The organism is Neisseria sicca 4320 (assembly GCF_000193735.1).
In the GTDB taxonomy this organism is placed as follows: domain Bacteria; phylum Pseudomonadota; class Gammaproteobacteria; order Burkholderiales; family Neisseriaceae; genus Neisseria; species Neisseria sicca_E.
This window is the reverse complement of record NZ_AEPF01000017.1, coordinates 1-11661: the sequence shown is the minus strand read 5'-3', so window position 1 is coordinate 11661 and position 11661 is coordinate 1. Positions and strand designations below refer to the sequence as shown.

12 protein-coding genes and 3 tRNA genes are annotated in these 11661 nt (G+C 51.0%); 6 read left to right on the top strand and 9 right to left on the bottom strand.

Going from position 1 to position 11661, the window contains the following annotated elements:
• Positions 1-12: 12 nt before the first annotated feature.
• Both xth and NSCA4_RS0101635 read right to left on the bottom strand, forming a co-directional pair.
• A complete protein-coding gene (gene xth, locus NSCA4_RS0101640; protein WP_016686523.1) occupies positions 13-783 on the bottom strand; it encodes an exodeoxyribonuclease III in 771 nt (256 codons plus the stop codon).
• A gap of 186 nt (positions 784-969) precedes the next feature.
• Positions 970-1251: an ArsR/SmtB family transcription factor gene (locus NSCA4_RS0101635; RefSeq protein WP_003766347.1), complete on the bottom strand. Its 282-nt coding sequence runs from the start codon at positions 1249-1251 to the stop codon at positions 970-972.
• A 564-nt stretch (positions 1252-1815) separates the two neighbouring features.
• Here NSCA4_RS0101635 and NSCA4_RS0101630 point away from each other — a divergent pair.
• The gene (locus NSCA4_RS0101630) at positions 1816-2697 is read left to right on the top strand and encodes a lysophospholipid acyltransferase family protein (RefSeq protein WP_016686522.1); all 882 of its coding nucleotides are present in this window, start codon (positions 1816-1818) and stop codon (positions 2695-2697) included.
• Positions 2698-3109: 412 nt separating this feature from the next.
• Here NSCA4_RS0101630 and glnE read toward each other — a convergent pair whose 3' ends face one another.
• Positions 3110-5797, bottom strand: coding sequence for a bifunctional [glutamate--ammonia ligase]-adenylyl-L-tyrosine phosphorylase/[glutamate--ammonia-ligase] adenylyltransferase (gene glnE, locus NSCA4_RS0101625; RefSeq protein WP_016686521.1), 2688 nt, complete (start codon positions 5795-5797; stop codon positions 3110-3112).
• A gap of 102 nt (positions 5798-5899) precedes the next feature.
• Positions 5900-6049, bottom strand: coding sequence for a hypothetical protein (locus tag NSCA4_RS15410; protein ID WP_155259015.1), 150 nt, complete (start codon positions 6047-6049; stop codon positions 5900-5902).
• A gap of 11 nt (positions 6050-6060) precedes the next feature.
• Between NSCA4_RS15410 and dapD the strand changes: the two genes are divergently transcribed.
• The 3 genes from dapD (at position 6061) to NSCA4_RS0101610 (ending at position 8355) form a co-directional block, all read left to right on the top strand.
• The gene (gene dapD / locus NSCA4_RS0101620) at positions 6061-6882 is read left to right on the top strand and encodes a 2,3,4,5-tetrahydropyridine-2,6-dicarboxylate N-succinyltransferase (protein ID WP_016686520.1); all 822 of its coding nucleotides are present in this window, start codon (positions 6061-6063) and stop codon (positions 6880-6882) included.
• 431 nt (positions 6883-7313) lie between these two features.
• Complete coding sequence (locus tag NSCA4_RS0101615) at positions 7314-7919, top strand: glutathione S-transferase N-terminal domain-containing protein (RefSeq protein WP_016686519.1); 606 nt, start codon at positions 7314-7316, stop codon at positions 7917-7919.
• Between the two features lie 19 nt (positions 7920-7938).
• Positions 7939-8355 carry a ClpXP protease specificity-enhancing factor gene (locus NSCA4_RS0101610; RefSeq protein WP_016686518.1) on the top strand — a complete coding sequence of 139 codons (417 nt, stop codon included), beginning with the start codon at positions 7939-7941 and terminating at the stop codon, positions 8353-8355.
• 83 nt (positions 8356-8438) lie between these two features.
• Here the strand turns inward: NSCA4_RS0101610 and NSCA4_RS0101605 are convergent, their stop codons facing one another.
• Together NSCA4_RS0101605 and NSCA4_RS0101600 are read right to left on the bottom strand one after the other, a co-directional pair.
• A complete protein-coding gene (locus tag NSCA4_RS0101605) occupies positions 8439-8936 on the bottom strand; it encodes a GNAT family N-acetyltransferase (RefSeq protein WP_016686517.1) in 498 nt (165 codons plus the stop codon).
• Between the two features lie 18 nt (positions 8937-8954).
• Positions 8955-9488: an isochorismatase family protein gene (locus tag NSCA4_RS0101600; RefSeq protein ID WP_016686516.1), complete on the bottom strand. Its 534-nt coding sequence runs from the start codon at positions 9486-9488 to the stop codon at positions 8955-8957.
• Positions 9489-9712: 224 nt separating this feature from the next.
• Between NSCA4_RS0101600 and NSCA4_RS0101595 the strand changes: the two genes are divergently transcribed.
• Entirely contained in the window at positions 9713-9961 is a 249-nt protein-coding gene (locus NSCA4_RS0101595; RefSeq protein ID WP_016686515.1) for a GlsB/YeaQ/YmgE family stress response membrane protein, read from the top strand.
• A gap of 211 nt (positions 9962-10172) precedes the next feature.
• Here NSCA4_RS0101595 and NSCA4_RS0101590 read toward each other — a convergent pair.
• From NSCA4_RS0101590 to NSCA4_RS0101580, 3 genes are all read right to left on the bottom strand, one after another.
• Positions 10173-10248 (bottom strand) — tRNA-His (locus NSCA4_RS0101590).
• Positions 10249-10264: 16 nt separating this feature from the next.
• Positions 10265-10341, bottom strand: a tRNA-Arg gene (locus NSCA4_RS0101585).
• Between the two features lie 27 nt (positions 10342-10368).
• Positions 10369-10446 (bottom strand) — tRNA-Pro (locus tag NSCA4_RS0101580).
• A 241-nt stretch (positions 10447-10687) separates the two neighbouring features.
• Between NSCA4_RS0101580 and folD the strand changes: the two genes are divergently transcribed.
• A complete protein-coding gene (gene folD / locus NSCA4_RS0101575; protein WP_016686514.1) occupies positions 10688-11539 on the top strand; it encodes a bifunctional methylenetetrahydrofolate dehydrogenase/methenyltetrahydrofolate cyclohydrolase FolD in 852 nt (283 codons plus the stop codon).
• Positions 11540-11661 lie beyond the last annotated feature (122 nt).

The window sequence follows — 11661 nt, the reverse complement described above, 5'->3', positions numbered from 1 at the left end:
AAAGATTGCGCCTTACAAATCAAATTCAGCCACGACCGGCGCATGGTCGCTCGGGCGTTCTTGCGCGCGCGCGTCCAAATCGACATAAACGTCTTTCAACACGGCAGACAGGGCGGGGCTGATGAGCTGGTGGTCGATGCGCAGTCCGAGTTTGCGTTGGAACATTGCGCCGCGATAGTCAAACCAAGTGTAAAACGCGCCTTCGGGGTGGATTTGGCGCAGGCTGTCGGTCAGGCCTAAATCCAGCAGATTTTTGAACCACTGTCTCTCGATGGATGAGCAGTGGATTTTTTCATGCCATTTTTCGGGGTCGTAGCAGTCGGCATCGGCGGGCGCGATATTGAAGTCGCCGAGCAAGACCAGTTTTTCGTGGCGCGTCATTTCGTCGCGGATAAATTCAGTCAATGCGGCAAACCATTGTTCTTTATATTGGAATTTCGGGCTGTCGAGGGCTTCGCCGTTGACGCAATAGACATTGATGACGCGCACGCCGTTGACGGTTGCGGAGATGACGCGGCGTTGCGGGTCATCGGGCAGGGCAGGCAGGCCGACGTGTACGTCTTGCGGTTCGCTGCGGCTGATGATGGCGACGCCGTTGTAGGTTTTTTGTCCGCTCCAAACGCTGTGCCAACCCATCATTTGCAGGGCGGCGGCGGGAAATTTGTCTTGGTCTAGCTTGAGTTCTTGCAAAACAAGGACATCGGGCTGATGGTCGGCAAGCCAGTTTTGCACCTGCGGCAGGCGCACGTTGAGGGAATTGACGTTCCAAGTGGTGATTTTCATGCGGATTCCGTGTGTGAGGGTCGTCTGAAAAGCGTTTTGGGCTTTTCGGGCAGAATAAGGACAAAACAAAGCGGTTCATGAAAACCGCTTTGTTGGGTAAACGGGACGCTATTGTATCATCAGGGGATTTCGGCGGCTGCCGGTTTGAAACAAAAATCCGTTTGAGAAAACAAGGCTCAACAGCCTTTAGGCGGCTTTACGGTTTTCCAAATTGCGCAACGTATCGAGGATGACGGCGGCTTCTTCGGATACCAGCCGGTATTCGATGATGCGGTGGTAGCGGGTGAAATCGATCAGACCTTCGGAGCGCAGGCGCGCGAGATGGTTGGAAACGGCGGTCGCAGGCTGTCCGAGCGCTTCGGATAATTCGGCGATGCTGCGTTCGCTGTCCATCAGCATGAACAAAATGGTCATGCGGTCGGGGTTGGCGATGAGTTTGAGAAGGGAAGAGAGACGTTTGGTTTCCATGGTGTATGCCTTTCTGTTCGTGTAGTTTGATTTGAGAAGCATTACAAAAAGAAGATGATTGTGATTCTTCTTATATTTTTGATAAATTTCAAATGCTTACGTTCGTAAGTGTACATCAATCAGGCGCAAAAGAGAGCATTTGCGTTTAAATTTGCCGTAAATAATTGTTGTTTGATCAAATCCCAATGTATTTTAAAACGAGCAAAAAAGACGATTTTTTAGAAATGAAAAACAAGGTTTAATTTATAGGGAAATGAAAAGGCAGAAGTGTAGATTTGGGTTGAAATTTAAAAAATAATTTATAAACAGATAAATATAAAAAGCAAAGCTGTTTTTCCGATATTTTTATTGATAGCAGATAGCTGTTTTGAAAATTAACGAAGTTTTAGGGAAAGTCTCGTCTGTACGTTTTCAGTCTGTAAAAATTTTACAACAGTTACTATCAATTTTGTTATTTAGTTTGAAGGAGCATCTTGATGGAAACGGCGTGCAGGCAGTCAAAGAGGTATCGACTGCCTGCGTATTCGGCTATACAATCCGACCACCTTTCTTTGGTATACCTTTATGTATATTCTGATTACCTTTTTTTTCAAACTCTTCGCTGCCATGCCGCTGCGCCTGTTGCACGCATTGGCGGGCGTGTTGGGCGGCGTGGTTTATTATCTGCGCCGTGAGGATCGCGAACGCGTATTTGACAATATGCGCACGGCCGGTTTGCAGTCCGATGAAGCGGCGGTCAAGGCTGTGTTCCGCGAAACCGTCAAAGGCGGGTTGGAATTGCCCGTGGCTTTTTTCAGACGACCTGAAAGCATAGAAAAATTGTTTGTAGAAGTACGCGGTTGGGAGCATGTACAGGCTGCGTTGGATGCGGGCGAAGGATTGTTGTTTATTACTCCGCACATCGGCAGCTACGACCTTGCCGGACGATATATCAGCCAACAGCTTCCGTTTCCACTTACGGCGATGTACAAACCGCCGAAGCTCAAAGCGATGAATGAAGTCATGCAGGCGGGGCGCGTACGCGGTAAAGGTAAAACCGCACCGACTAGTATGCAAGGCGTTAAGCAGGTCATCAAAGCCTTGCGTGCGGGCGAAGCCACCATCGTTTTGCCCGACCATGTCCCCGCGCCAGAAGAAGGCGGAGACGGTGTGTGGGCGGAGTTCTTCGGTAAACCGGCTTTTACCATGACGCTGGCAGGCAAGCTCGCGCAGGTAAAAGGGGTTAAGGCATTGTTTTTCTGCGGAGAACGCCTGCCGAAAGGACGCGGGTTTGTCCTGCACATCGAACCCTTGCGCGGCGGACTGAACGGCGATAAAGAACACGATGCGCGGGTAATCAATGAAAATACGGAATATTGGATACGCCGGTTTCCGACGCAATATCTGTTTATGTACAACCGCTACAAAAAGCCCGCAGGTGCGCCGGTGCCTCCCGGGCATGGGTGAAAAAATGTGAAAGGTCGTCTGAAAACCTAGCGTTTGAGTTTTCAGACAACCTTTTTTAATCATTTTTGTGGACGGATTCCGCGCTACGGGTTTGTTAGTAACTCGAGGGTGGGGCACACGATACGCCGTGCTTAGATTGATTTGAAACCCAACGAAAATCGGATAATTCGCAATGTTGGGTTCGACAATCCAATTTGTTTAAAGGTTGTCTGAAAAGTGTTTTCAGACAACCTTTTGCCTTGATGGCGTAGATGGTAGCGTGGACTTTACCCACGAAAATAGCAGGTAAAAAGAAGTCGTCTGAAATTTTGGGTTTTATTCGTGGGCAGAGCCCATGCTATGGGTTTGGTGTGATTGGCGGGTGGATACGCGCTACGCGGTGGATGGCTAATCCCCTGTAATACCTGCTTTATCAGAGCTTCGCCTCCTCCCCAAACACTTCCCGCCATAATTTCCTGACATTGCCGTAATGGGACAGCAATTCGTCGGTTACTTCGGTTTTTTCGGCGTCGCGCAGTTTGGTGTTGTGCTGCTGCTGGCGGTAGAAGCGGTAGGCGGTGCGGCTTTGTTCGGCGAGGGTTTTGTCGATGAGGCCGCAGTCGGCGGCGATGTTCAAGAGGGCGATGTTGCCGTAGTTGTCGAGGAGTTGCGGATATTGGCGGGCATGGGCAAGTATCAGATATTGGACGATAAATTCGACGTCGACCACGCCGCCGCGCGCGTATTTGACGTTGCTGTCAACCGGCGGATGGGTGGGGAACATTTTTTCGCGCATTTCGATGATTTCGCCTGCCAAGGCGGTTTGGTCGCGTTCGGCGGTGAGAATTTCGGTGCGGATGCGGTCGAAGGCCGTCTGAATTTCGGGTGTGCCGCAGATGAAGCGGGCGCGGGTGAGGGACTGGTGTTCCCATGTCCATGCGTTTTCGCGCTGATATTTTTCGAAGGCGGCGATGCTGTGGGCGAGGAAGCCGGCGTCGCCGTTGGGGCGCAGGCGCAGGTCGGTTTCGTAGAGGCTGCCTGCGCCGGTGGCGGTGGAAAGCCAGTTGGTCAGGCGGCGGGCGAGGCGGCTGTATACGTCGCCTGCGTCGGGATGGGGATCGTCGTAGAGGTAGACGAGGTCGAGGTCGGAGGCGTAGCCGAGTTCTTTGCCGCCGAGTTTGCCGTAGCCGACGATGGCGAATTGCGGGGTGTCGCGGTGCTTTTTGGGCATGTCCGCCCACGCGCACGGCAGGGCGGCGGCGAGGATGGTGTCGGCGAGGGCGGAAAGTTGGTCGGAGAGGGATTCTACCGTCCACAGTCCGGCGAGGTCTTGGACGGCGAGGCGGAAGACTTGGGCGTGCTGGAAGCGGCGCAGGGTGTCCATTTGCGCTTCGGTGTCGCCGCCGCAGGCTTTGAGGTCGTCTGAGAGGGCGGTGGCGAGGGCTTGCCAGTCGAACGCGGTATCCAAAAGCTGCGCGCTGATGAGTTCGTCCAGCAGAATCGGGTATTTGCTCAGATACGCCGCCACCCATGAGCTTTGGCTCATAATCTGCGCCAGTTGCGCCAAGGTTTGCGGATGTTCGTTGAGGAAGGCGAGATAGGCGGAGCGGCGGCTGATGTTTTCAAGGAAGTCCAACAGCCGCATCAGCGTATCGGTCGGGTTGTTCTGCTCGGCCGCCGCCTGTACGAACAGCGGCACAATGGCGTCAAAACGCGGCTGGGCGTGTGCGGAGAGGTGGCGGTATTTATGACCGTGCCGGATTTGGTCGAGCCTTGCGGCGATGGTTTCGGCATCGAACCCGTGTTCTCTCAGACGACCTTGCCGCTCTTCTTCGTCGGGTTTGTCCTGCCATGCCCATTGCCATTCGCTGTTGTCCTGTGTTTGCTCTTCGGGTTCGCTCAAAATTTCGTTGAACAACTGATTGACCTTGTTACGATGAACGTTGAGGTCGTCTGAAAAGGCGGCGTAGCTGTCGAAACCCATACTTTCGGCAAGCAGTTGTTGCTGTTCGGGCGAGGAGGGCAGGGTTTGGGTTTGCTGGTCGTCCCAGTATTGCAGGCGGTGTTCGACGTCGCGCAGGAAGCGGTAGGCGGCAAGCAGGGTTTCGACGTTTTCAGACGGCATGATGCCCAACTCGGCAAGTTTCTTCAGCGTTTCCTGCGTGCCTTTCAGTTGCAGCGCGCGCATTTGTCCGCCGCGTATCATCTGGAAAATCTGGGCGATAAACTCGACTTCGCGGATGCCGCCTGCGCCGAGTTTGATATTGTCCGCCATGCCTTTTTTGCTGACTTCGCTGCGGATTTGGCGGTGCAGGTTGCGCATCGCCTCATACGCGCTGTAATCCAGATATTTGCGGAACACGAAGGGGCGCACCAGCGATTTGATGTCGTTTGGATACGGTGTAACCACGCGGCCTTTGCACCATGCGTAGCGCTCCCATTCGCGCCCCTGCGTAATCAGGTATTGCTCCAGCGCGGTTTCGCTCAATACCAGCGCGCCCGAATCGCCGTCCGGCCGCAGCCGCATATCGACGCGGAACACTTGCCCGTCGGCGGTGATGTCGTTCAGCAGCGCAATCAGTTTCTGTCCGACTTTGGTGAAAAACTCCTGATTGCCGCGTTCGCGCCTGCCGTTGGTGTCGCCCGATTCGGGATAGACGAAAATCAAATCGATGTCGGAAGACACGTTCAACTCATAGCCGCCCGCCTTGCCCATCGCCACCACGCTCAAATGCTGCGGCGATTTGGTATAACGCCCGATCGGCGTGCCGTACATGTCCCGATAATAGGCGTAGGCAAAGTCCAACGCGGTATTGACGGCAAAATCGGCAAACAGCGTAATCGTGCGGGTAACTTCGTTCAAATCGCTGATGCGGTTTATATCGCGCACGATAATCTGCGACACCACATAACGGCGCAACTCGCGCAACTGCCGCGCCAACTCTTCCTCATTTTCTTCCGTGCGGATTTTGTCCCAGTCGGCAAAGGCTTGGAAATCCGCTTCGGTTAACACTTTGTCCAGCATGGGCAGGAAAATTTCAGGCTTGAGTTTGCCGTTGTCGAGCTGGCGGGCGAGGAAGAGGGAATGGCGGCGGGCGGTGTCGAGGCGGTTGTCGGACATTTCGGATTCCGTTTGAAAGGATGACGGGAATGGGATAGTGGATTAACTTTAAATCAGGACAAAGCGAGGGGATGCCGTACCGGTTTGTTTAAAGTTAAGCCACTATATCATAGCAATCTTGGAGGTCGTCTGAAACAGCAAAACACCTTTCAGACGACCTTTGCAAAAGCTGACGGCAAAGCGTTTACATGGCAAAATACCGCCTGTTTGCAGGTCATCCGAATTTTTCAGACGACCTTTTACCCTCTTCAAAAGGAATCCCCATGTCTTTGCAAAACATCATCGAAACCGCCTTTGAAAACCGCGCGGACATCACCCCGACCACCGTTACCCCCGAAGTCAAAGAAGCCGTGTTGGAAACCATCCGCCAACTCGATTCAGGCAAATTGCGCGTCGCCGAACGCTTGGGCTTGGGCGAATGGAAAGTCAACGAATGGGCGAAAAAAGCCGTCCTGTTGTCCTTCCGCATCCAAGACAACGAAGTCCTCAACGACGGCGTGAACAAATACTACGACAAAGTACCGACCAAGTTTGCCGACTGGTCGGAAGACGAATTCCGCGCCGCAGGTTTTCGCGCCGTACCCGGTGCTGTTGCGCGTCGTGGCAGCTTCGTTGCCAAAAACGTCGTATTGATGCCGTCTTATGTCAACATCGGCGCATACGTTGACGAAGGCGCGATGGTCGATACTTGGGCGACCGTCGGCTCTTGCGCGCAAATCGGTAAAAACGTCCACTTGAGCGGCGGCGTCGGCATCGGCGGCGTACTCGAACCTCTGCAAGCCAGCCCGACCATCATTGAAGACAACTGCTTCATCGGCGCGCGTTCCGAAATCGTCGAAGGCGTGATTGTCGAAGAAGGCAGCGTGATTTCCATGGGCGTGTTCATCGGACAATCCACCAAAATCTTCGACCGTACCACCGGCGAAATCTACCAAGGCCGCGTACCGGCAGGCTCGGTTGTCGTGTCCGGCAGCATGCCTTCCAAAGACGGCAGCCACAGCCTCTACTGCGCCGTCATCGTCAAACGCGTGGACGCGCAAACCCGCGCCAAAACCAGCGTGAACGAATTGCTGCGCGGTATTTAATCGGCGAACAGTAAAGGGGGGAGGTCGTCTGAAACAGCCCAAAAAATAAACGGGCTTCAGGCAAACGGTTTCCCTTGTTTGAATGGAAAGAGGTCGTCTGAAAACCGGATTTCGGGTTTTCAGACGACCTCTTTATTTATACGGAATGCAGCGATATTGCGTTGTATAGTGGATTAACTTTAAACCAGTACGGCGTTGCCTCGCCTTGCCGTACTATTTGTACTGTCTGCGGCTTCGTCGCCTTGTCCTGATTTAAATTTAATCCACTATATGACTTAAGATGGGGAAGTCAAAAAATATAATTTAAAACAATATATTATCCTGTTTTTCTAGAATTGTTGTATGCAATCGCGTATAATTCTGCGATTAATTTGTTCAACGGTCGTATCAGACGCAGGCCGTCTGAAACCGGATACAGGAGCCCAATTACCATGATGACCTTATATTCAGGCATTACCTGCCCGTTCAGCCAACGCTGCCGTTTCGTGTTGTACGAAAAAGGCATGGATTTTGAAATCAAAGATGTCGATATTTTCAACAAGCCCGAAGACCTTGCCGTAATGAATCCGTACAATCAAGTACCTGTTTTGGTTGAACGCGACCTCATCTTGCATGAGTCCAACATCATCAATGAATATATCGACGAACGTTTCCCGCATCCGCAACTGATGCCGGGTGATCCCGTGATGCGCGGACGCGGGCGTTTGGTGTTGTTCCGCATGGAAAAAGAATTGTTCAACTTCGTCCATGTTTTGGAAAACCCTAACGCGACCAACAAAGAACAGGCTAAAGCGCGCGAAGCCATCGGTAACGGACTGACAATGCTGGCTCCTGCGTTTGCGAAGAGCAAATACATCCTCGGCGAAGATTTTTCTATGATTGACGTAGCGCTGTCTCCTTTGTTGTGGCGGCTTGATCATTACGACATCAAACTCGGCAAATCCGCCGCACCTTTGTTGAAATACGCCGAACGTATTTTCCAACGCGAGGCCTTCATCGAAGCGCTGACGCCCGCCGAGAAAGCCATGCGCCGATAAGCTTCCGAAAGGAGATACCATGACGACTTCGACCAAACCCTATCTGCTTCGTGCCTTATATGAATGGTGTACGGACAATGGCCAAACGCCGCATCTGGTCGTTTGGGTTAACGAACATACCCGCGTACCCATGCAATATGTCCGCGACAATGAAATCGTACTGAATATCGGCCCGACCGCCAGCCATAATCTGAATATCGATAACGATTGGATCAGCTTTTCCGCCCGTTTCGGCGGGGTGGCGCACGATATTTGGATTCCTGTCGGCCATGTTATCAGTATCTTCTCCCGCGAAAGCGGGGAGGGGATGGGGTTCGAAGTCGAGCCTTACGAAGCGGATGCTTCCGGTAATGAGGCGCAGCAGGAGCCGGCGGCAGATAAGCCGACTGACGGCGAACCTGCCAAGTCGGGCAAGATATTGAAGTTCGTCAAATAAAACGAAAGGTCGTCTGAAAGTAGATTTCAGACGACCTTTTTACTGATACTCATGATCTTTCAGGTTGGGTTCTTTGGGGAGGATTACGTTATCTGTTTGCCCAAGATGACCACATCCGCTTCAAATGTTTCCAAATCGCACGCTGCGGGCAATCTGCCCCATTCTTGAAAACCGAACGAGTGAAAAAGATGCAGGCTGGGGTGGTTGTGTCCGAAAATCACGGCCAAAACGTTTTTAATGCCCAAGGAGGGCGCACGCTCCAACATATTGCGCAGCAGGATTTTACCGACGCCGACCCCGCGCATATTGTGCCGGACATAAATACTGATTTCCGCGCTGATGTGAAACGCGTGGCGCGGATAATAATCGCTGAAGCTGCCCCATGCCAGCAATTCGCCGCTATGGTTTTTCAAGACATAAAGCGGGCGTTTGCCGGAATGTGCTTCAAACCAAGGCTTGCGGGTTTCGATGCTGACGGGCGATAAATCGGCGGTGGATTGGCGCGCTTCAATCGTACTGTTGTAGATTTCGACAATGTCGGGCAGGTCTTCTGTTTTCGCCAGAGTAATCGTGTATTCCATTTCCAGACGACCTGCCGGCTATTGGATGAGTTTGGAAATGGTTTTAAAGGCAGGATGTTTCGCATCACCCATCAGGTTGAATAATAAACTCTCAACGTTGGATACGGCGGCTCCGGCAGTAAGCATCTGCTGCAGGGCATTGTCTTTGTTAAGCGGGTTTCTGGAGGTGGTACATTCGTAAGGAATGTGGACGCGGATATTGTGCTTGAGCAAGTCCAAGGTCGTCTGAAGCATACAGATGTGCGCTTCCGCACCGATTAAGATGATGTTTTCGATTTGTTTCTCTTTCAGAATGGCCATGACTTCGGGTGATGCGGCGGAAAAACGGGTTTTTTCGAATATCGGCGTATTGTGCAGAAGCAGGGATATGGCGGGAACCGTTTTACCCAAACCCTTCGGATATTGTTCCGTTGCTGCAAACGGTATGTTTAAAGCCGACAGGCCTTGCAGCAGGATGCGGCAATGTTCGACCATTTGTCCACTGCCGTGCAATGCGGGCAGCAGGCGTTCCTGAATATCGACAATCAGGCAAAGCGTATTTTCCGTGTTCATTTGGATTTCCTTTCAGACGACCTTGGTAAGAGAAATTTTTGTATCGTTGCCACACAATACAGTAAAAGTACTTAAAATCAGTTTATTTTAAGAAAAATAAACACCATGGCAGGACAGTTTGCCAAAGTGTTCTGTATTATGCAAAGGCTTTTCAGGGTTTCCGCTTCTAAGGGAGCTGGGAGAGCTGATTAAAACAACTTTGAAAATCACACGGAGGTAATATTATGGGATGGATCGTTACGATCATCATTGGTTTCATCGTCGGCGTCTTGGCAAAATTCCTGCATCCTGGCAGAGAAAATTTCGGATTCATTATGACTACCCTCTTGGGTATAGCCGGATCGGCTTTGGCAGGATTTGTAGGCCAAAGTTTAGGTTGGTATCGTGTAGGTGAGCCTGCAGGATGGATTGCATCAACTATTTTTGCAGTAATTATTTTGGCAGTTTATACCCGTTTTCTGAGAATCCGTTAATAAATATGGATTAAAATATGGGTTGGTTTGCCGGCCTGCCGCTTTAAAGCGCAATATAAATACCATACTATTATTTTCTTTTAAGAGAAAAGGTAGTATGGTATTTTTGTCTAAATTCCTTTGGATAAAAGAAAGAAATACGGCAAGGGTAACTGAATATTTTAAAGAAAAAAAGAAAAAGTCCTGCATGATATTTGCAGGACTTTTATTTTGGGGTGGCTGATGGGGCTCGAACCCACGACAACTGGAATCACAATCCAGGGCTCTACCAACTGAGCTACAGCCACCGTAAAACTAAATTTTTGGCACGCCCGACAGGAATCGAACCTGTAACCCCCGACTTAGAAGGTCGGTGCTCTATCCGGTTGAGCTACGGGCGCTCATGCCGATTCGTGCTAAAGCATTATTGGTCGGGGCGGTGGGATTCGAACTCACGACCCTCTGCTCCCAAAGCAGATGCGCTAACCGGGCTGCGCTACGCCCCGACTTGAAGAGTGAAACTATACACATAGGTTTGTAAAAGGTCAACTGTATTTTTAAGTTTGTTTTTATTTCTTGTCCTATCTTTTTATTTTTCATTAAGATTTATTTTTATGGGTATGCCAGGAAATGGAATGGGAATAGGGGTTTGAATGTGCAGGAATGTGGTTTTACGGGATGTGTCAAACCGGTTTAAAAATGCGATAATCGCCGATATTGTTTCATTTTGATTGGGAAGGAAGGTTTATGGCTGCACAATTAATCAACGGTAAAGAGGTGTCGTTCAAAAGACTGGCAAAAGTTGCCGAAGCGGTGGTAAAGCGTCAGGAAGATGGTTTGCGCGAACCTTGTTTGGCGGTCATTTTGGTGGGTAATGATCCTGCCAGTGCGGTATATGTCCGCAATAAAAAGCTGGCTTGCGAAAAATGCGGTATCCGTTCTTTGACTTATGAGCTGCCCGAATCGACTTCCCAAGAAGAGTTGTTGGATTTGGTCGGGCGATTAAATGAGGATGATGCTGTGGACGGTATTTTGGTGCAGCTTCCGTTGCCGGCACATATCGACAGTCAGGCCGTTCTGGAAAATATTGTTCCACATAAGGATGTGGACGGCTTCCATCCTTACAATATAGGACGGCTGGTAGTGAAAATGCCGCTGATGCGGCCATGTACGCCCAAAGGCGTAATGACGCTTTTGGAAGAATACGGGGTCGATCCAAAAGGGAAAAAGGCGGTTGTTGTCGGCGCTTCAAATATTGTAGGCAGACCCCAGGCTTTGGAATTATTGTTGGCACGCGCGACGGTAACGGTATGCCACAGCGCGACGCAGAATCTTGCTGATGAAGTGGCTGCGGCGGATATTTTGGTCGTCGGCGTGGGTATCCCGAATTTTGTTAAAGGCAGTTGGATTAAGCCCGGTGCGGTTGTGATTGATGTCGGTATCAACCGTTTGGAAGATGGCAGTTTGTGCGGTGATGTGGAGTTTGATGTGGCAAAAGAACGGGCTGGCATGATTACCCCTGTTCCCGGCGGCGTCGGCCCGATGACGATTGCGACGCTTTTGGAAAATACCTTGCACGCGGCTGCACTGCATGACTGAATGATATAAATTGTTATAGAAAAGCCGAGCCGGAATACACGGGAGGGATACGGTGTCCCGCGTGTTCCGGCTTGGCTTTTTGATGTCGTGGTAAAGGTCGTCTGAAATCAGTCGGTACATGA

Coding starts and splice junctions, on each gene's coding strand:
- xth (WP_016686523.1), bottom strand. CDS start 783: ATGAAAATCACCACTTGGAACGTCAATTCCCTCAACGTGCGCCTGCCG.
- NSCA4_RS0101635 (WP_003766347.1), bottom strand. CDS start 1,251: ATGGAAACCAAACGTCTCTCTTCCCTTCTCAAACTCATCGCCAACCCC.
- NSCA4_RS0101630 (WP_016686522.1), top strand. CDS start 1,816: ATGTATATTCTGATTACCTTTTTTTTCAAACTCTTCGCTGCCATGCCG.
- glnE (WP_016686521.1), bottom strand. CDS start 5,797: ATGTCCGACAACCGCCTCGACACCGCCCGCCGCCATTCCCTCTTCCTC.
- dapD (WP_016686520.1), top strand. CDS start 6,061: ATGTCTTTGCAAAACATCATCGAAACCGCCTTTGAAAACCGCGCGGAC.
- NSCA4_RS0101615 (WP_016686519.1), top strand. CDS start 7,314: ATGATGACCTTATATTCAGGCATTACCTGCCCGTTCAGCCAACGCTGC.
- NSCA4_RS0101610 (WP_016686518.1), top strand. CDS start 7,939: ATGACGACTTCGACCAAACCCTATCTGCTTCGTGCCTTATATGAATGG.
- NSCA4_RS0101605 (WP_016686517.1), bottom strand. CDS start 8,936: ATGGAATACACGATTACTCTGGCGAAAACAGAAGACCTGCCCGACATT.
- NSCA4_RS0101600 (WP_016686516.1), bottom strand. CDS start 9,488: ATGAACACGGAAAATACGCTTTGCCTGATTGTCGATATTCAGGAACGC.
- NSCA4_RS0101595 (WP_016686515.1), top strand. CDS start 9,713: ATGGGATGGATCGTTACGATCATCATTGGTTTCATCGTCGGCGTCTTG.
- folD (WP_016686514.1), top strand. CDS start 10,688: ATGGCTGCACAATTAATCAACGGTAAAGAGGTGTCGTTCAAAAGACTG.